The 21,600-nt window shown below is 42.1% G+C and carries 9 protein-coding genes; 5 read left to right on the top strand and 4 right to left on the bottom strand.

What is annotated here, in order from left to right; all coding sequences use genetic code 11:
• The first annotated feature begins 471 nt into the window (after nt 1-471).
• The 3 genes from AC2SLT_RS11065 to AC2SLT_RS11055 all read left to right on the top strand — a co-directional run bounded on the left by AC2SLT_RS11065 (nt 472) and on the right by AC2SLT_RS11055 (nt 13,100).
• Nucleotides 472-5,028, top strand: coding sequence for a two-partner secretion domain-containing protein (locus tag AC2SLT_RS11065; protein ID WP_486547708.1), 4,557 nt, complete (start codon nt 472-474; stop codon nt 5,026-5,028).
• 1,313 nt (nt 5,029-6,341) lie between these two features.
• Complete coding sequence (locus AC2SLT_RS11060) at nt 6,342-10,847, top strand: two-partner secretion domain-containing protein (protein WP_486547707.1); 4,506 nt, start codon at nt 6,342-6,344, stop codon at nt 10,845-10,847.
• A gap of 159 nt (nt 10,848-11,006) precedes the next feature.
• Nucleotides 11,007-13,100, top strand: coding sequence for a ShlB/FhaC/HecB family hemolysin secretion/activation protein (locus AC2SLT_RS11055; RefSeq protein ID WP_486547706.1), 2,094 nt, complete (start codon nt 11,007-11,009; stop codon nt 13,098-13,100).
• A 135-nt stretch (nt 13,101-13,235) separates the two neighbouring features.
• On the opposite strand, the gene plsB is transcribed toward AC2SLT_RS11055, so the two are convergent.
• Nucleotides 13,236-16,142: a glycerol-3-phosphate 1-O-acyltransferase PlsB gene (plsB, locus tag AC2SLT_RS11050; protein WP_486547705.1), complete on the bottom strand. Its 2,907-nt coding sequence runs from the start codon at nt 16,140-16,142 to the stop codon at nt 13,236-13,238.
• Between the two features lie 484 nt (nt 16,143-16,626).
• On the opposite strand from plsB, the gene AC2SLT_RS11045 reads away from it, so the two are divergent.
• Nucleotides 16,627-17,523, top strand: coding sequence for an acyl-CoA thioesterase (locus AC2SLT_RS11045; RefSeq protein WP_486547704.1), 897 nt, complete (start codon nt 16,627-16,629; stop codon nt 17,521-17,523).
• Between the two features lie 229 nt (nt 17,524-17,752).
• On the opposite strand, the gene AC2SLT_RS11040 is transcribed toward AC2SLT_RS11045, so the two are convergent.
• Nucleotides 17,753-19,105, bottom strand: coding sequence for a lytic murein transglycosylase (locus tag AC2SLT_RS11040; RefSeq protein WP_486547703.1), 1,353 nt, complete (start codon nt 19,103-19,105; stop codon nt 17,753-17,755).
• A 117-nt stretch (nt 19,106-19,222) separates the two neighbouring features.
• On the opposite strand from AC2SLT_RS11040, the gene AC2SLT_RS11035 reads away from it, so the two are divergent.
• The gene (locus AC2SLT_RS11035; protein ID WP_486547702.1) at nt 19,223-19,357 is read left to right on the top strand and encodes a hypothetical protein; all 135 of its coding nucleotides are present in this window, start codon (nt 19,223-19,225) and stop codon (nt 19,355-19,357) included.
• Nucleotides 19,358-19,972: 615 nt separating this feature from the next.
• On the opposite strand, the gene AC2SLT_RS11030 is transcribed toward AC2SLT_RS11035, so the two are convergent.
• Complete coding sequence (locus tag AC2SLT_RS11030) at nt 19,973-20,254, bottom strand: DUF503 domain-containing protein (RefSeq protein ID WP_486547701.1); 282 nt, start codon at nt 20,252-20,254, stop codon at nt 19,973-19,975.
• A gap of 69 nt (nt 20,255-20,323) precedes the next feature.
• Nucleotides 20,324-21,568 carry an A/G-specific adenine glycosylase gene (gene mutY / locus AC2SLT_RS11025; protein ID WP_486547700.1) on the bottom strand — a complete coding sequence of 415 codons (1,245 nt, stop codon included), beginning with the start codon at nt 21,566-21,568 and terminating at the stop codon, nt 20,324-20,326.
• Between the last annotated feature and the right edge of the window lie 32 nt (nt 21,569-21,600).

The following is a 21,600-nucleotide window of genomic DNA, read 5'->3' as shown; positions in this document are numbered from 1 at the left end:
TTTAAGGCGCCAGTCGTTGCTAATACTTAGAATCGAGGCATATTTAAGGTAAAACTCATTAAAAATACGTTAAAAATTTTCAAATTATTTCTTTTAGAAATATCTTATAGATTGTTATAAGCCTATTTAAATAAGCTAATTAATTCAATGGGTTGATAGTTGATTTTGTCACATTCAGATACAAAACTAGGCTCTCCAGTACTCAAAAATTTTGATAGTTTAAGTCTTGAAGTTCAGAAAATTAGTGAAGCAGAAAACAAAGAGCAATCGTTTAAAATAAAATTTCTATTTGTAATATAAATGAAATATAAATTTGATTAGCTTATTAACTCATTGTTTTAACTTCTAATTTTAATATTATGACTTCTAGACAGCCGATCTTTTCAATATGGCATGGGCGATATCAGAATAGGGTTGGCGCAAATTGTTAAAAGTGTAGATTGTAACTACACGTTTAAAAAGGGCAAGGTTATGAAAAACAATAAAGCTTTTAAATTATCACCTCAAGGCCGGATTGCTAGCGCGGTTAGCATGGCTTTGGTATTACCCTTTATGAGTGTGGCCGCACAGGCTGATAACATCAACCCAATTGGCGATACAACCGTCAGTCAAGTTGGTAAAGTGGATGTGGTAAATATTGCCAACCCAAATGCCAATGGACTGTCTCATAACCAGTATAAAGATTTTAATGTAAGCGAATCAGGCGCAGTTCTAAATAACTCATTGAGTTCAGGTAAGTCACAACTTGCCGGTCAGCTTGATGCCAATAGCAACTTAACAGGATCGGCGTCAGTGATCTTGAATGAAGTTGTGTCAAAAAACCCATCACTTCTTTTAGGGCAACAAGAAGTATTTGGAATGGCAGCTGATTATATTTTAGCGAACCCAAACGGTATTACCGGTAAAAATACAGGTTTTATTAATACCAATCGAGCCTCATTAGTGGTAGGTAAACCAACTATCGAAGAGGAGCATCTAGCGGGCTTTAGTGTCGGCGATCGCAATAGTAAAACATTAGCGTTAAGCGGTGATGTGCAAGGGGCAAAACGTTTAGATTTGTTGGCACCGAAAGTCGATATCAATGGCAATATTAAGGCATCTGATGCGATCAATGTGATCTCTGGTCGAAATAATATTGATTACGATACGTTAGAAGTCAGTGCGCCTAAAAGGCTTCAACCTCATGTCACTTTAGATGGACAGATCCTAGGTAGTATGCAGTCTGGTCGTATCCGTTTACATAATACTGATACTAAAGCTACTCAGACCTTACAAGGTCAGTTCAGTGCCGACCAAGATTTTGATGCGGCAGCGAATACCCTAAAAGTATCTGACAGTGACATTTCGGGCAAATCAGTGTCTCTTGTTGGGGCGAAGCAGCTATCTATCGGCGGTGAGGTACAAACCGCACGTACTGATTTACCAGAGAGTAAAGAGCAGCTTGATGATAATGTCACGTTGACTCATTCTGGTTATAAAGAAACACAAGTCTTTAAAGGCTCAAAGGTTGCGGGTGATACCATAGCGCTTGGTGGTAGCAACATTGACATTGAAGGTAGTCAGTTACAAGGTAATAGCATCAATGCCGCTGGTGATAATATTAGCGTAAGCGGTGTGACCACAACCAATACCGATAGCACAACCGCAAGCAATAGCAAAGGTCTATGGTTTAATGAAAATGAAGCCTTAGATAAAGATCAGCAGTATCATCAGTCTCAGCTAAATGCGATAGATGATATCACCTTGAACTCATCAGAAGATTTAAAAATCGTTGGTGCAGATATCCAGGGCGATAGTGTTTCTTTAAGCTCTGGTAATGATTTAGTTGCCACAAGCGCAACAACAGAAAAATCGCACAGTGATATTAACCGTTATAAAAATGAGACGGCAGATCTGAAATCAGGTGCTCGTACAATCACTCAAGCGACCCAAAGCGGAAATCAAACCACTATAAATGGCGAAAATGTAAGCTTAAATAGTGGTGGTGAACAGCGCTTAGAAGGTGTTCAGCTAACTGCGGATACGGCTAACTTAACCAGTGATGGCGCATTGACCGTAGCAAGTAGCGACACAAGTAATCGTCAGACTGATGAAGAAGACTTCAAATACTGGGGTGGTATTGGTGGTGGTGAAACCCATATCAATAACAAAACCCAAACCGCTTTAACAGGCAGTCAAATAAAGGCAAATAATGCAACATTGAGCAGTGATAGCGATGTTACAGTCAGCGCTAGTGGTATCAAAGCGAATAACGCATTGAATGTGACTGCTGCTGGTGACGTTAATATTAGTAATGGCTTTGCCACTGAGCAAGATTATGCAGAAGACCGTCATGGTACTGCGTTTAACATCACCGATAAGAAAACAGCGGTCGATCGTTTGGCTCAGAGCACTGTCGCAAGTAATGTGTCTGCAAAGGAGGTATCTTTAGCCGGTGACAATATTACTTTAACCGGTAGTGATGTGGCGGCAACGGGAGATTTTGATACGGCTGCTAAATCAGCGTTAACCACTAATGCTGCCAATGCTACTGACATTACCAAGACTGAAACGTATGATATCAGTACTGATGGCAAAGCAAGCTCTAACCTTGATCTAAAAGACGACTTTGACAATGTGATTAAGGGCGGTGTTGACGGTGTATTAAACGGTAGCGTGACCAAGTTGGTAACTGACGGTATTGACCAATTAAAAAATCTTGAGGTTGAGGCTTCAGGCTCTATTAAAGGGGTGACGACGCTCACTACCAAAGGGTCAGGAACTGCGCGTAATAACACCATATCTGCCAATAATGCGACACTCAAAGCACAAGAGGTCAGCCTAAATGGTACAGATATCAATACGGCTAACAATGCGGTTATTGACGGCAAGCAAGTGTCAACGGGCGCAAGCGAAGCCTTAACGGCAGTAGATAGCAAAGTCTATAAGAGCACTGGACCTGAAGCCTATGTAAGAGGCGGTGCAACGGGTGTACAAGTCGGTGTTAGCATTGGGCACAATCAGGTCATCGATGAGCACAATGAGTATCAAGCGGCTAACTCAACGATCAAAGCAGGTAATAAAGCTTCCTTAAACGCAGAAGAAAGCTTGAGCAACCAAGGTACGCAGATAACCGCTGCAACAGTAGACTTAGCGGGTCAAGATATTAATAATGATGCCTCATATGATCGTGTTGTTGATCGTAAAGTAGTCGCTGGCGGTGATGCTGCATTAGACCTATTTGCGGGCACTAATAAGCCTTTAGGCGGCGGTATCAAGTTATCCGGTGACGGTGATGGCGTTACTACCGAGGTGAAAACGGCGCATACCACGGGTATCACAGCGACTAATGATGCCAACATTACCGCTCAAAATACAGCGGTAGATGCGGGTACTCAAATTTCTGCAAATACCATTAACATAAACGCCGATGACTATACCGGTACAGCCGCTTATGACTCAACTGTAACCACCTCTCACCGTGGTCGTGGCGATATCAATGTCAAGGCGTCAACCAGCGATTTTACAGATGTGACAGTGGACGCCGGTGGTAAAGGCACGTATCAGTATCTACAAACGGGAGATGCTAAAGCCATTAAAGGCAGCTTAAAAGCAGATAATGTCACGGTAAATGGCGGTACTCGCGCCGTTGCCGCACAAGATGTGACTGCGAACCAGTACAGTGTTACTGCAGGTGAAGAAGCTCGTATCGGTCAAGACAGTGATAAACAATGGAATACGGCCGGTGGCGCTGAGCTAGGTGGATCAGTTGGCGTTACGGTTATTCCAGCGGCAGTGACTACTGGGGTGGGTGTACTACCTTCTGTCTCTGCTCAAGCAGGTTTTAACTACTTAGGTGTTGAAGATCAACAAGCCAAAGCTGCAACGGTCAATGTTAAAGACGTGAGCGTGACAGCGGATAAGCTTGCTCAAATCGATGGTGCAAACTTGACGTCTGATAACGTCACTATCAAAGGCAATAGAGCTAATATTGCGGCTGCACAAGATACACATCGTGCGGTTGGGGTATTGATGAATGGTAATGGTGGATTCGCCCCTGATCTTGCCAGTGATAAGCTTGGCTTAGGCGCAAAACTTGGTGTGGTAAATGAAACCAGCAACAAAGCACAGGGTGCAACTGTTAACACCAAGAACCTAACTGTTGCGGCTAATGAAGCGGGTGATGCGCTGTCAGTACAAGGCGCTAATATCACTGCTGATAACGTCAGCTTAACCAATGCGAATGCTAAAGGTGATGTCAACCTAGTCGCTGCTGAGTCTAAAGACTATGTGGGTAACTTTGGTATAGATGGTAACCTTGGCGGTACTGTTAGCTCAGAGAGCTTCGATAGCAGTGCGGCAGGTGCTCATCTTAATGTAGAAACCGACAATAGCAACTATTATCAATTAGGGACGGTGAAAGCTAACCGTGTTGATATTAATAGTGGCAATAATATCGGTTTGCAAAGCAATATTGAGGCAGGCACCTTAAACACAGTGGCTGGTAATGGTCTTGCGATTAACTCTGCTCAAGATAAAGTCGCTAAAGTCAATGTGAAAACAGGTTTGAGTTTTGATGGCTCTCCTATCAAGTTCGTTGATGAGGTTACTGCTGGCAATGTTATAGATGCCCTCAAAAATGACTTTGATAATGGCACTATCTTAGGCGTTAGCGTCGCCGGTGAAGCAGGATTTGATGTTGATCATGAAAAGACCACCCATCAAGCGACGGTTAATTCTGACTCTTTAAATACTACGGTTGGTAGTGGTGCTATAGACGTCAATGCTGCTAAAGTAAGTGCGAACAGCTCTAATCTTGGTGGTGCAGTAGTCAATAGCAGTAACAATGATGACTTCGTACACAAAGTTGGAGCGTCAGTAGATGGAAAATCATTTAGTGTGCCAAAATTTGTTGAAACTATTCCTAGTTTGATTAAAGATGCTTTTACTGGAAAACCAATTGATCTTGGTATCCCTGTACATGCGGATGTCAATTATGACTGGGATGACAAAGACGGCGCGAACACTAAGTCTGATGTCAATCTATAGTCGGTTCTATTGAATTCTGTAGCTATTTTATGATCAACAGACGCTACTATAAAGCAAGATAAACTCATAAATACTAGTTTACTAAGCTAAAGCCCAAACCTAAGTAGGTTTGGGCTTTTTTTATTGTATCGTCAGCGAACTACTAAACGGTTACGGCGTTAACCTCGTTAAGCCTTCTCCCGTATTACTTGCTATTTGCACTCGGTTGCCTTGTAACCATTTTAGATTTCTTTGACTAGGGCGTATGGAACATTCGCAAATTAGCATCAGCCCTGAGAACGGATTAAGCAAAGCACTGCTTTGCCCGTTCGCAAGGGGAGAGCTATGCTCGAGTGAGGGCAGGACTCATTTTTGCCAATATATGGCGGCTTTTAAAAATTTAGGGTTCTAACTTAGAATGACTAAGCGTCAAAAATTTCACTGCATATTGACTAAAAAATAGTCTCCGCCAGTGCCATGGTCGAATGGTCCACATGCCCTATATAAAAATAATCAGTGACTTCTTGTTCGTTAAGCAACTATAAATTAAATATAATTAGATTTTCTATCAAAATGTTAATGATGTAAAGAATGACTGTTAAGTTTAGTTAGACGAAATTGTCCTAATAGCGATATAGGGTGATTGATAAAGCAGTAAATAATATTCATTAATTATATATTACTAAATAATTTTACTTAATTTAAAATTAATAAATATTTAATAATAATTTTAATCCAAATATGACTAAAAATGTACTACAAAACTTTATAAATTTAAGTTTGATTGTCTTTTATACAAGAAATATGACAGTAAAATTCAAATCTATATTTATTACTTAAAACAATACCAATTCTATGAGTATTTTAAATATCTTATTAAATTAATTTAAAGTTATTATAAACATATCTGTGCATTCTAACATGTAAAGTATAGGTAACTGATTATTAAAAAAAACTTGCTAAAACCAAAATAATGTTTAAAAATAATATCTGAAATTTTTAATGAAATTATGTTTATTTTTATTGTTTTAATAAAGTCATAATTAAGTAATATTACTTTACTATATTATGGCAGAATTAGTGATAGTCCAAGCTTATAAATAGCTTGACTTAGTAAGCTTTTTCTAAGATGGCATTTGTTTAACAACCAATCTTAATAGTCCAGACGTTACCGTAATGTGTTATCTCAATTAAGTGAGGCATAAAGCAAAATTTATGTTTGTAGCATGTTTTGAGTGACAAGTGCTGTATTGACACTGGCTTTTATGATGAAGGCTTTTACGAGCAGTTTCGATAATAACGACTTTTTTTAATAACCTAATAAGGGCAAAGCAATGAATATTAATCATTCTTTTAAGTTATCTACACAAGGTCGAGTTGCTAGTGCGGTAAGTATGGCAATGGTACTCCCGTTTATCAGTGGTGCAGCAATAGCGGGCACTGTTACCCCTGTTGGATCGACAAATGTTAATAAAGTTGGCAATGTCGATGTGGTTAATATTGCTAATCCAAACGCTAATGGATTATCACATAACCAATATACTGACTTTAATGTTAGCAAGTCAGGATTGGTTTTAAACAACTCAATGAGCTCAGGTCAATCGCAGCTTGCAGGTCAACTTGGGGCAAACAAAAATCTATCTGATACTGCTACTGTCATTCTTAATGAGGTGGTTTCAAAGAATCCCTCTTTATTACTTGGGCAGCAAGAAGTCTTTGGGATGGCAGCGGACTACGTATTAGCTAATCCGAATGGCATCACCTGTGATGACTGCGGATTTATTAATACAGATCGTGCATCTTTGGTTGTGGGTACACCGACCATTGCAGCTGATCGACTGGCTGGTTTCAATGTGGGGAATGGTCAGAATAATAAGTTGGTTGTTAAAGGTGATATTGAAAGAGCCAAGCGCCTAGACTTGCTGGCGCCAACTATTGATGTGAATGGTAATATCACTGCGTCTGACGAAATCAACATGATCTCTGGGCATAATACGGTTGATTATGACACGTTAGCAGTGAGTCAGCTGACCAATCAAGAGGAGGTGACACTTGATGGGTCGGTATTAGGTAGTATGAACTCAGGTAAGATACGTATTCATAATACTGATAAAGATGCCAGTCAGCACTTACAAGGTAAGTTCAATGCTGAAGAAGTATTTGAAGCCAATGCCGATAATTTAATCGTCAATGATAGTGATATTGAAGCAGGGTCAGTCTCCTTATTAGGGGGATCAACATTATATGTCGGTGGTGACGTAAAAATGGATCGAGACCTCACTCCAGAGACGACTAAAAGAGTGGACAATTGGGTTAAACAAACTCAATCAGCGGATACACAAAATCAGAGTTTTGAAGGTTCCACGATTCGAGGTGGCGACGTCAAGCTAGTTGGTGGTGATGTCGATATTGAAGGCAGTCAAATTGACGCAAGTACTATCACCGCTACCGGTGGCGATATTGATGTCAGCGGAATGGTCACTACCAACAAAACAACCAGTAAAGTTCGTAATACTAAAGGGACGTGGTACAACGAAACTAGAACAGAAGAAAGAACTCAACAATTCCATGATTCTAGCCTAAACACATCTGACAGTATTCATTTATCCTCTAATGAAAACCTAACCATATCTGGTACCACTTTAACAGGTGGCGAGGTTGCTTTAACAGCGGGTAATAATTTGACTGCCAACAGTGTGATCACTGAAAATTCCAAGTCTGATACTAATCGTTATAAAAACGAAACTGCCAAGTTAAAAACTGGTGAGAAGCTTGTTTCACAAGGTACACAGGCTGAACACCTAACTAGTATCTCAGGTACTAATGTAACAATGAGCAGTGGTGGTGATCAGCGTCTGGAGGGCGTTCAGCTAGCAGCTGACTCGGCAACTCTTACTAGCGATCAATCATTAACGATTTCAAGCAGCAAAACTACCAACCATAAGACTAATGATGAAAACTTCCTCTATTGGGGAGGCATCGGTGGTGGTGAGACTAATATTGATAATGAGCAACAAACCAATCTCACAGGCTCTACTATCACGTCGAACGGCGCGTTGTCGTTATCCAGTCTTGGTGATACGACCATCTCTGGGAGTACTATTAATGCCAGTGGGGATCTGAATCTTGATACTGGGAATGATCTAAAGATTAATCACGACCTTGCGGTAGAGTCTGATTACTTTGAAGATCGCCATGGCTCTGCATTTAATATTACTGATGAAAAATATGCGAAAGACCATAAGAAACAAACTGCCCAGAAGTCTATTTTAACCGGCAATAATGTGACGTTATCTGGGGATAATATTGCGATTACGGGTAGTGACATTACTGCAGCAGGCAAACTTCAAACTGATGCGACTAATGCGCTGACGACAGACATTGCAAACCCAACAGACATTACTGTCACTGAGAACTTTGACATTAGGACGGTAAACACCTCGAAAGTAACCGGTAATATCTTCGGTTGCATACAATGTGCTGATGACGTTAATTTAGAAGACTTTAGTTTTGAAGCATCTAGTGGACTTAAAGGGGTAACCACTATAACCACCACCGGCACCGGTGAAGGTATTGCCACGACTTTAACTGGGGCGGATACCACATTAACAGGTCAAGTCGTTGATTTGAAAGGTACTCAAGTAACAGGTACGAATAATGTAGATATTGACGGTACGCAAGTCTCGACTGCGGTAGGTGATGCATTAACTTTAGTTGATAGTAAATTGGTGAGAAGTACAGGTCCAGAAATATATGTTAAAGGTGGACTGACAGGTATTGAATTTGGTATTGGCCTTGGTCACGATCAAATCATCAATGAGCATCATGAGTATGACGCTGTGGACTCTACGATAAATTCAGACAAAGATATTGATATCGTGGCTAATGACTCACTTACGAACTTAGGCACCAAAATTAAAGGGGATAATGTAAACCTATCTGCTCAAGATATCGTTCAGGATGCAGGCTATGACCGCGTTGTTGATCGAGATGTGATCGCAGGTGGAGACGCTGCATTAAAACTATTTGCTAATGTAAGTCCAATCGTTGGAGCGTCTGTTGGTATTTCAGGCCAAGGCATTGGTAAGGTTACTGAGAATAAGACCGCAATTGTCACCGATATTGATGCACAAAATGAGCTAAATATTACGGCTACTAATTCTGCAATGGATGCTGGTAGCAATTTGAATGCAGATACCATTGATATTTCAGCCAACGATTACACCAGTACGGCTGCTTACGACTCTGAGGTTATTACCACGCATAGTGGTAGCGGTGAAATAAATGTCAGTGCGACGACCAGTACGTTCCAAGATGTCACTGTGGGATTAAATGGTAAAGGCGAGTATCAGTATCAACAGACTGGTGATGCCAGCGCCGTACAAGGTAATGTCACTGGTAATAATGTCAATATTAATGCAGCAACGAATGCCAACATTGCCAATAACTTTGATACCGATTCATTGAATATCAATGCTGGTCAACAAGCTATAGTGGGTCAAAACGATGATAAGCAATGGGATACGACGGGTGGTGGCTTATTTTCTGCCACAGTAGGTCTTAACTTCTCAGCGGCGTCGTGTGGCGCATCTCCTGCATTCTCTGGTGCTGGTGGCTTTAACTTCTTAGATATAAACAACACGCAAGCTAAAACGACTGCTATTAATACAGGTAGCCTAAATTTAACGGGTGGTACATTGGCCCAAGTCGCGGGTACCAATATCAATGCGGATGATAGTGTCGTCATTAAAGCAAATAAAGCCAGTATACTAGCAGCGCAAGATACCCACACCGCTTTGGGTGCTGATTTTACGGCTAAAGGTGGTTATTCTGGTTCAATTGATGCTGGTGCGACCTTAGGGGTGATCAACGAAAAGACCAATAAGGCCACATCTACTACCTTAAATGCGGCTGATCTAAGTATAACAGCCAATAGTGAAGGTGATGGGTTGGTTATAGAAGGTGCAAATATCACTGCAGACAATATTGATCTCACGAATACCAACGCCAATGGTAATGTTGACATTCATGCGGGAACCTCTAAAGATAAAGTAGGCAACTTCTACTTGGGTGCGAATGTTGGCTTATCTGGTGGTTCGGGTGGTAAGTATAGTAAAGGTTGTAGCTCATGCTGTAGCTCTTGTGGCGGAGGCGGTAAGATGAACTATATTCCAACTAGCCTTGGTGCACAGCTTATCGTAAATTCTGATAATAGTGTCTACCATACCTTAGGATCTATCGAGGGAGGTAATGTCAATATTAATAGTGGTAACAATATTGATCTTCAAAGTAATATTGATGCAGATAATTTAACGCTAAACGCTGGAAATGATCTAAATATCAACTCTGCTCAAGATATTGTTAAAAAGGTTGATATCAATCAAGGTATCTCTGTTGGTATCGGATCTTTAAAACTAAAATCAGGTATCTCTTCTGAAGAGCTATTGAATACAGTGAATGACGGCTCGAAGATTGATAATATGGTGAATGTGAATCTAGCAGGGAAGTCAAACTTCTTGATTGATGATCAAAAGGTGACCCAGCAAGCGACAATAAATGCTGATAATTTAAATGCCACTGTAGGCAGTCAAAACATCATGGTAAATGCTGCAAATCTTAATGCCACTAATTCAAACCTAAATGGTGCGACAGTAGCGACCACTGATAATAATGACTATGTGCATACTATTGGTGCGACAGCAGAGTTTGATGCGATGAACATTCTAAAACTTAACCAATATAGTAGTGCTGAAGACTTTAAGGATGTTGTAAACATCGACTTCACTAATAACTGGAACGATGAGGATGGTGCAAACACTAAGGCTAATGTTAAACTATGATATTAGCTAAGAGAGTGTCACGGTTTTATTTTCTGGTGATACTCTCGTCTTGGTTAACAGTCGTTTCATATAGTGAGATTAAAATTAACTCATAAATATATTCAAGCCCATGCTTATCATAGTTATGGGCTTTTATCCTTATAATATTAGTAGACTACTATGCAACCTATATGTTCAATCAAACACCTCTCCAAACCTAAATCTTGTCATAAATCGTCATTAATAGGTGACTCTAATACTGTTAATAATCAGTCTATTGACTCATCTACAACTCCTTCTATGCTAAGCAATAGAGTATGGCGTTTTGCCATTGGCATCGGAGTTGGCAGCGTTGGAGCTTTGTTACCTACACTGTCTAATGCTGCAAATGAGCTACCAGGGGTACCGATACCTGCAGCTTCTATACAAGACCCCTCTTGGCAAAACCCTATTGAACAGCAGCAAGTATGGCAAGATTCATTGCAGCAGCAACGAATTGAATCATTACGTCAGTCTCAGTCGCAATATGAGTCGCAATCTGAAAATGATTTTACCGAGAGTCAGACAGGCCCAACACCTAGTACAGATATGCCTCCACAAACACCTGAGGTTGACTGTCTACCTGTGCAGCGTGTTGAACTGGGCACATTGCCAGAGCTTGAGAAGGCCGCACAAGCTAAATTGCGACAGCAAGCTGAAAGCATTTCTGTATCATCATCCACGGTGATGAACCAAATAGATGAGACAAACCAAGCAGCAACAAACGCGACTCAACAACCCACTGAGAATAGTACACAATGTGTTACCGTTGAAGATGCGAATGTGTTGCTGCGTAGTGTTACAGAAGCTTATCTTGATGCTGGATTTTTCAAAATTTCTATTGATCCGGTAACCGTCAAGGCCAACAAGTCGATCTGGCACATCCATGTTGCCAAAATTACCGATATAGACAATCAAACTAAGCTACCGACGCCTCGTCTGTTGGGTGATGTTATTGGTCAACCGGCCAATATGGCCGTTCTAGATCAGGCGGTGAGTAATGGTGAGCGAGTTATCGACGGTCAGTTGCTAGTGGATGTTTACCCTGTCGGTGAAAATGGCAAGGACGTTCGTCTAAAGGTTAGTCAACAAGGTAAAGTGGATACCGTCAGCACTGATATGGAATGGCGTTATGATCCAGATGACAGCTATGGTCATAACCAAATCAAGCTGCATAGCACACTACGCAATGTCTTAGGTCAGGCTGATTTAACCTCCTTATCCATCCAGCAAAGTCTCACTGATAAATATGGTTATGATGAGGACAACCAGCGCCGTAGCGCCAGCCTTTATACCACGATCCCGAATGGACGTTGGCAGTGGTCTGGATTGTTAGCTGCAGATGAGTATACGCGCACTACTCAATTGCCCAATTCAGTACTCGAACAAACGGGGGACAGCTGGCAGGCCAATATTCGCGGTGACTATACCTTTAATCGAGACAAAGATAGTATCTCAACCTTATATGGCCAAGTCGCCCATCAAGATGTCACCAGTGAAGTGTTGGGCAGTAAAATTGATGTGCAAAGTCCGACATTGAGTAGTGGCAGAGTGGGTATCAGCCATACCAAGCTATTTAATAAGCGCTCAGCATCAGATCCTAACAAAGTCACAACAGGTGCTTGGGTGCTAGATCTGAGTGCAGAGAAGGGGTTTGGTAACCATGACAATCCAGCGACGGAACAAGGGCTTAGCGATGATTACCTGCGTTGGTTATTATCAGGCTATTTGACTCATCAGCACCCACTATTATCATCAGGAAAAAATATCGGGTATTGGCAGATGACTCACGAGCTACAAGGCCAATATAGTGATGATCAACTCTTTGGTATCTCTCAGCAGTCTCTAGGCTCTACATACTCTGGTGTACGGGGTATTGATAATGCGTATAGTGCCGCAGAGTCAGGCATTACCTTACGTAATACCTTAAGCTTTGAGCCGATGCAGACAAGCTGGAAAAGTTTCGGTAATCAGAAGATTCGCTGGTCGCCTTATGTTGGACTAGACTATGGCGTTGTCAAATATACCGACAGTGGGCTGAATGATGATACTAGCGATGCTACCAGTGGTACATTAGGTCTAAAGCTAACAGGCTATGATTCAGATCACAGTATGCTCGATAGACGTTGGGAACTAGATGTGAGTGCCAGTAAAGCGCATACTGATTACTCCAATCAAGAGAATGACGGTACCCAAGATACTGAAGTGTCAGCAGCATGGCAGTGGTTTTTCTAAACCTGCTTGACTGATTCCTTTTTTGGTAGCGTATAAAAATAATGCCAGTCAGTTAAGCTGACTGGCATTATTCTATTAAGCACTTTTAATATTAATTTAACTCAACAAAAGGTAACTCTTAGTTTGAGGAATTAATTATTGCTTTTTGCGGGTAAATTTACTCTGTTTTTTATTGTTAATCTCACTAATGGCATGATTCAACTCATCTTCATCCAAGTTTGCGACATGCTCCAAGATCTGCATCATTTCAGGGTTTAAAATGTAATGAGCATGGCGGGCGATATTGTTAATGCGCTCGTCAAACGTCAGTAGATTAGTTTCCTCATCCTTATGCACATAGTCTAAGCGCAATAACGCACTTAAGAAGCTGGTAAACAAGGCACGATCGAAGAAATCAGGGATGTCATCTGCATACAATACGGACAGACGTTGGCCTAATAGATGACATAGGTCGACAACTTGATCAGCTGTTAAGTTGCCTGAGCCTTGTTGGGCTAATAGCGCTAGTGCCATGAAGTAGCGTTCCAGACTTTGGGAGACTGGTGCTGCGAGCATATCTAACTGTTGATATTGTTCGCTGTTTTTCTCAGGTGTCCCTAGAATTCCGTCGCCAAGCTCAACCACGACCCCAAGCTCAATTAAATTACTTAATTTTTCATCAATTAAGTGGGGTAAGTTGCGGACAGCATTGTATAAAAACAGCTCGCTTTGTAAGAAAGGGTATAGCTGGGTTACGATGCTATCTAAGTGTTTGCGCTCAATACGTCCATTACGATATACCAGCGCCGCCAAGAAAGAAGATATGATAAACACATGCAAAATATTATTACGGAAATAGCTTAATATGGCCATTTGTTTGGGCAATACTTTAATCATATCTCCTAGGATATGAGGCGTCCGTTCAATCAGCTTAAGCTTAATACCATAGTCAATAATTGACTGGGGTGCCATATCCGTGACAATCGTATCATCGGCATAAGGCGAGCCAGTGGCAATGTGTTGACATAAGGCAATTTGTTCACGACAGCTGTCTTCGTCTAAGGCAGCTTTGGGAGTCGATAGAAGGACCAGAGACAGTAAAGATATCGGGTTAACCACCGCAGCCTTGTTGATATTCTGCATGATCTTGATGGCTAGATTATCTATCATTGCGGTTGTATTATTATCAAAGGGTGTATCGGTACGGTCAGCTGGCAAGCTATTGGGCGCCACATCAAACTTGGTCATAAAGTCCTCCATATGCAGCGGCGTGCCGAAGCTTAAGTGGACATGACCAAAGATACGCTCAATCTTACGGCTGACTTTTAGCAAGCCGAGTAGCGACTCTGACTCTTTCGGTTTGCCTTTAAGTTCACCAATATAAGTGCCACCTTCCATAATACGTTCATAACCGATATAGGCAGGAATAAAGGCAAGTGGCTTGTTAGACCCACGTAAGTGACTGTGGACAGTCATCGCCAGCATGCCAAGTTTAGGCGGCAATAAACGACCTGAGCGTGAGCGCCCTCCTTCAATAAAGTATTCGATAGGCGTATTGCGCTGGATTAAGGTATGTAGATACTCACGCAACACCGCCTTATATAACTCATTGTCTTTAAAGCTCCGACGTATATAAAATGCGACAGCGTTACGCAGTAAAGGACCAATGACGGGGACATCTAAGTTATTGCCAGCAGCCACGTAAGGGAGTCCTAATCCGCGACGAAATATCACATAGGCAAGCAAGAGATAATCGACATGGCTACGATGGCACGGCACGTATATTAACTCGTGCGTAGCGGCAAGCTCTCGAACACGCTCGAAGTGGTGAACTTCAACACCATCATATAGTTGAGTCCATAACCAAGCCAAAAAGCGCTCAAAGAAGCGAACCACTGAGTAGCTATAGTCATTGACTATTTCATTGGCATAGCCGCGGGCAAGAAGCCTAGCTTCATTAACACTAATGTTTTTTTCGTCCGTTTCTTTTTGGCACGCGATATTAATGGCAGGAGAGTGGATTAAATTATCGACCAAATTGCGTTTATCCGACAAATCCGGTCCGATCATACTCTGACGGTGACTATCGAGAAAGGCGTTTAGCTTATATTGCACTAACAAAGTTAAGCTAAAGTTGGCTTCTGTGGCAGTCAGTAAGGCCGTTGAATGCGTCAGAGACTGAGCGTCTACATGCCGTTTTGCCTGTAATAATAGGTCTTTCTCACTCTCATCTAACTGAGAGGCTTTTGCATTATCACCAAACAATTCAGCTGAGATTTGTTGGGCATTGATTTGTTGAGTATTGTGAACGTTTTGACTATCGACAACATCTTGAGTGTGTTTATGGGGGACAATATTTGAAGATGTGGTCAATGAGTCAATAATGTCATGTAGCGACTGGGGGGGATGGAACTGAACAAACGTATCGCGTCCCTTAATGCCAATATTAAACAGCTGTTTGGCGATAGTAGGTTCTTCCCAGTTATCCGCCATCAGTAGTTTAAACAGTGAGTCTTCATTATCAGGGGCACGGCCCCATAATATAGAAACAGGTACTAGATTGATCTTAAGGGTTGAATCTTGACGACAGGCATTGACCAGTCTTGCCAATCTTGGCGATACTTTATGATCATTGGCATTGGGATGATGTAAGAATATAATGGCCGCATTCTCATCGATATTATGAGAAGCATCATTGACGCCAACCAATGCTGGTGGGAACCCTTGTGCTTTGGTTTGCAAATCCACCAGGACACTGTTTGAGCGCGAATACTCACGCAATACATAAAATGTCAGTGCCCCGTTCTCATTAGTGATCTCAGGTAAGGTGCCGATTATTTTAGGCTTTACCGCCAGATCTAACGCTTGTCCAGAAACTTTGCGGTACAGTTGATTGACCGAACGACCAGATCGTGAAATAGCGGCACTCGCTTGAGCCGCTTGCTCTTGAAAGCTTGGCGCAGTCCGTTGAGAGTCGTGAGAGCGCTCTCGATTGTTTTTTTGGTTTTGGCGCTGTTTTTTTAGGCGCCTTTTTAGAGAATGCAATAAATGAGAAGGAAACATAAGTCTTAGTCAAACCTATTAAAAGAGATAGGGTTAGTTTGCCATAAAATCGTATAAAGTAATACACTTGTTCGCTGAAATTTTAATCATTTAAATCTAAAAATTAACCTATCACGTCAGACACGTCCAAAAACAACAAATTAAACGCTACAAATAGGAGGTTTAGTAAGCCTGTCAAAGATAGTAGGTTTTATAACAAAGCGATAATGACTTTATTATAATGCATTTACGTAAGTGCTATGTTAAAACATTCATTTAATGACACGATATAAATAATGACACGATATAAAGCGAATGATATAAAATGACACGATATAATAACGGTGCTAATGTTGCCGAACTAATTTTGCTCAATTAGTTTTTGCTAACGTTGGGTTTAATGAGGGCTTATTGGCCCTTCTGTTTTATTTGGCGTTCATTTAGCAATTTTGAGGTATTTTTTTAAGTTTACTTATAACCCCCTAAGGTCTTTTGGAGATGATAAATGCTTGACTGTAAACAGCTTGTAGACCAACTATTAGAGACGCTTGATTTAACAGAAGTGTCCCCAGATGAATTCGTAGGCAAAAGCTATGACTATGTTGGTAAGCGTATTTTTGGTGGTCAAGTTCTAGCACAAGCGATTATGGCAGCATCTCATACGGTAGCAGAAGATAAGCCATGTCATTCTTTACATGGATATTTTTTGCGGGGGGGTAATATTAACCAATCTGTCACTTACAAAGTACGCCGCCTTCGAGATGGGCGTAGTCTATCCGCGCGTGAAGTAACGGCAGTGCAGTATAAAGAAGACCAAGACGGTAATAAGGTAGAGCAAGTCGTATTCTCTATGCTGGCCTCCTTTGCACCGATGGAAGGCGGTCTCGATTATCAGGAAACAATGCCCGCTTATCCACCGCCAGAAGATCTAGAGTCTGAACAATCGTTAAAAGAGCACCATGTGGGGGACGTACCCGAAGCCTTACGGGAGCGTTTTATGAGGCCCCGTCATGTCAAGATTAAGCCTGTAAAACCCCGTAACCCTGTGCTTCCAGAGCCTATGGTGCCAAAACAAGCCAATTGGCTGCGTATTCCTAAGCTAGGCAAACGACCCGTTGCTATGCAGCAAGCGTTATTGGCATTTTCATCAGACTATTACTTGGTGGGGACAGGTCTAATGCCACATGGTATTAGCTTTATGACCAAAGGCTTGCAAGCTGCTAGTATTGACCACTCGATGCATTTTCACCGTCCGTTTGATATCAATGAATGGATTTTATACGACATGTGGTCTGATACCTCCTCGCACTCAAAAGGACTCAATCACGGTCAGTTTTGGCAAAATGGCAACTTAGTGGCAACCGTGCAGCAAGAAGGCTTGATGCGCCTGCGTGATGCTTAAAAATAGTCAGCGAATTGCTTAAAAATAATCAGCGAACGACTAAACAACTATTTAAGAGTTCTGCGACTATATTTGGGTTTTGTCCATGAAAAAAGCCACTTTCTATTGCTAGAAAGTGGCGTATCAAACCGACTATAAGACTAGATGCAGTGCCTAGTCAGCGGTGCAATAAGCTAATAGAATAGCAGCTTAGTGGGCTAGCAAATTAGAAGTCTACCGAATCAGTAGTCTACCAAATCAAAGAAGAGGCACTACGCTGAGTCACAAAGCCATCAGGTGTCTGACCATTGTCTGCTTGCCAACGCGCAAAAGCGTTACGGGTATTGGTACCCATAATACCATCGATGCCTTTGGTATCGTATCCAGAAGTAGTGAGTCGCTGTTGCAGATTTCGGACCTGACCGCTGGTCAACGGTTGTTCATAACGGGGCCATGACTTTTGAATACCAGACTGTCCATTAAGCGCACGACCTAATAAGCTCACACCCAGCGCGTAATTTGACGAATTATTATAGACCTTAATCACATCAAAGTTTGGGCTCAGTAATAAGGCAGGGCCGTCTTTACCCGCAGGTAGCCACATCTCAAACGGCGTACCCGCCTCTAAATATGAGCCATCGATGGTATTAATGCCCATTGATCGCCATGCAGAAGCAGGTAATTTTTGACCGATGACACCGTAATCAAAAGAGGCGGGAAGAGTCACCTCATAAAAAGGAGACAGCCCGCGTACCCAGCCTGAGTTACTTAGATAATTAGCGGTTGATGCCAGTGCATCAGCTGTCGTCCAAGGGTTGCGGTGTCCGTCACCATCACCATCCACACCGTGCGCAAGCCAAGTACCGGGGATAAATTGCGTCTCTCCCATACCGCCTGCCCAAGAGCCATCAAGCTGTGAGGGGTAGACATCACCGCGTTGTAGCAGCTGCATCAACGCCAAAAGCTGATCTTCGGCCCAGTTACGGCGGCGACCCTCATAAGCCAATGTTGCCAGCGAGCTTGGGATATAACTGCTTCCCGTCACCGCCCCATAAGAGGATTCCATACCCCAAATGGCCGCAACTATTTCAGCATTCACCCCATATTGAGACTCAAGACGCGATAGCAGCGAACGCTGCTCATTAAACTTACTTTGGCCTCTGCTCACACGGCCATCTGACACCGCAGAGTCGGCGTAATCCCAAGGCATCTTAACAAACTCAGCTTGATTATTATCCTGCGATATCACACGGTTATTCAACTGTACCGAATCCAGTAATCGACTAACATCATAAGCATTGTAGCCTTGGCTAATGGCTCGCATACTAAAGTCGCTTTTCCACTGCGAAAAGCTGTTATAACTTGTCTCTGGACGTGGTGTTGGTGCAGGTTGAGGTTGAGGCGTTACCTTCGGTGTCTGAGGTTTGACAACAATGACTTGAGCAGGTTGTTGTTGTGGTGTTGGTTTTTGAACCGGCACCTGCCGTGCAGGTGGCTGGCTTGTACAACTGGCTAAAATAATAGCTGGTCCTAGCGTCAACACACTTTTTAGTAGGATATTTTTATTGGGTTTATCAGTAAAAGTTAGTTTATTTTGAAGCATAGAAAGGGGTCTCACGTACGTTGTTGACAGTTAAAAAAAGCGTTACGGTTATATTCTCAAACGAATTATAAAAAAAGTTATTATTAAAAGTTATTTTCAGAAATGTAAGGAGTAGCTATGAAAACACTGTATCAACAAATGGCTATAAAGTCGATGGCTCATACATCTGATAGCAAAAATTTATTGAATAAATTAAGTCTTAAGACAAATGAGACTGTATATAACACCCCTTTATATCGTCGATATACATAAACTTCGCCATATCAAACCGCCATACCGATGGCGAATACTGTCGCGTATCGTTTGGATATAAGCGATGAGGGCGTAATGCAATTGCGGGTTGTCAATGAGTTGATGGAGTAGTCTTTATTATAAAGGAAGCTAGAGCCAATCCCGCTTTTGCTACTATCTGCTTATCTACCCGAGGCATTGGCTAAGATGTGGCGTGTCGCTTACTTCGTGCGCCCCACCACAGCAAGCCACTGCAACTCGTCTATCTAAACAGTATATCCGCGACAATCGGGGCTAAAAGACCTTGTTAGGGTAGAGAGTGTAGAATGTATCAACACTTAGAAGTCTAGTAGGGTGGTAGAAGTCAGGTAGGTTAGCGTTGAGATTGTCACATCCAACATATTAAACGTATTTACTTTTGAGGTATCTAAATAGGTATCAAACTTCTAGGTTTCAAATTACGATATCGACTTACCATCACGCTAACCGTCACAATTGCCTCATACGGGATTCGTGGGTTTCGCTTCGCTACACCGCACGCTACACATTCTGCATACCGTAATGTACGTTTGACTATAGTTAGCCTAACCAAGCTTGTTAGATTTATAGTTCAAAGTATTCCTACTCTTTCACGACCTAAATAAACTCTTTCTCAATAGTCATAATCCGCCCATCAACAATGCTTTGTATCTTGTCCTCAATTTGACTGCATAGCGATTCAACCTCACGTTTAGAGGCTTGCACCACTACAAAGGTCCATTCACTGGCATCATGCCGGTCACGCTCACCGCTTTCACAGACGGCAATAGCAGGATTTTTACCAAAGCGTTGATGTAGTCCGCCCACCCGAGTACGCTTCTCTTTCAATGAAGCGCATCCAGGCAAGGTTAGGTTTATTGTTAGGATAGCGATGTGCATATTATTCTCCGTGTTCAATCGATCTATAATCGACCCTTTAATCAAGTTGTCATTAATCTAATAAAGTACTTAACTAACAACCTCCAATACCTTAAGCATCGCCTTCGGCAACCCCAGCGTGGTCTTAGCGTCATCAGCTGACAACCAAATCACCTTAATATCCGCTTTTTCAAGGTGCTGTGTTAAAGCTATCGATTGATTCTTATCTAAAATAAGCTGCTTAGGTTGCAGATACCAATGAAAATGGGTCAGGGTATGTTTAATAGGGGAGTCGTCTAATAACTCATTACTAATTGAGATGGGATTTAAGCTATTATCTGCAATCCACTGATCGACTATCTGTTCTGCAAGCGTGTTTTCACTTTCAAAAGCGTTGTCTTCGTCTGATGTGGACACGACTGTTGTTCCCAGTGTCTTTTTTTCGAACTGCAACGGCAATACCCACAGTCCGCCCCAAATACCACTATCAGGACGTTGTAGCCAAAGTATGTCGTTTTTAGGGTTAGAAACCACCAACGCATTGCTAAATTTGCTAGGTTTAGGCTTCTTTTTGGCTTTCACCGGATAGTCCATTTCACGCCCTTGAGCATGGGCGATACAATCCTCGTTAATAGGACACAATTCACAATTAGGGTTGCGACGGGTGCATAAGGTCGCGCCCATATCCATCATGGCTTGTGCAAAGTGCCCACTATCCTCTGTGGGTGTCAATCGTTCTGCCAATGCCCACAACTCCTTGGTAGTAGCCGACTTCATGATATCGCCATCATTGCCTGCCCAGCGAGTAATCACTCGTTTAACGTTACCATCACAAATTACCCCGTAACCATGCAGTCCCATTGCTACGATAGCGCCTGCTGTAGATGGCCCTACCCCTGAGATGGCTTCCCAACCCTCTAGGGTTTGCGGAAAATCATCTGTCTTTTCAATAATCTCAGCCAGTTGCTTAGCCCCTTTGTGCAAGTTGCGGGCACGGGCGTAGTAACCCAACCCTGCCCAATGTTCGGCAATGACATCCCACTCAGCATTGGCTAAGTCTTGCACCGTTGGAAATGAGGTCATAAACCGCTGAAAATAAGGTATAACCGTAGTGGCTTGGGTTTGCTGTAGCATCACTTCTGATAACCAAACGATATAAGGGTTTGGTGTGTCGGTTTTGTGCTGTTGCCATGGCAAGTCATGGCGACCGTTTTTATCGAACCAGTTAAGAATACGGGGAGCGAAGCTATCGAGTTCGAATGGAGTGTGGTTAAAGGTTTGAGTTTCGGAATGGGTTTCAGTTTTAGTTTTTGGGTTAGCGGTTGGCTGAGTCATAGGATGATATAGGTATAATTTATAGAGGGTTA

This window comes from Psychrobacter sp. CX18 (assembly GCF_057396215.1).
This window is presented reverse-complemented; position numbering and strand designations above follow the sequence as displayed.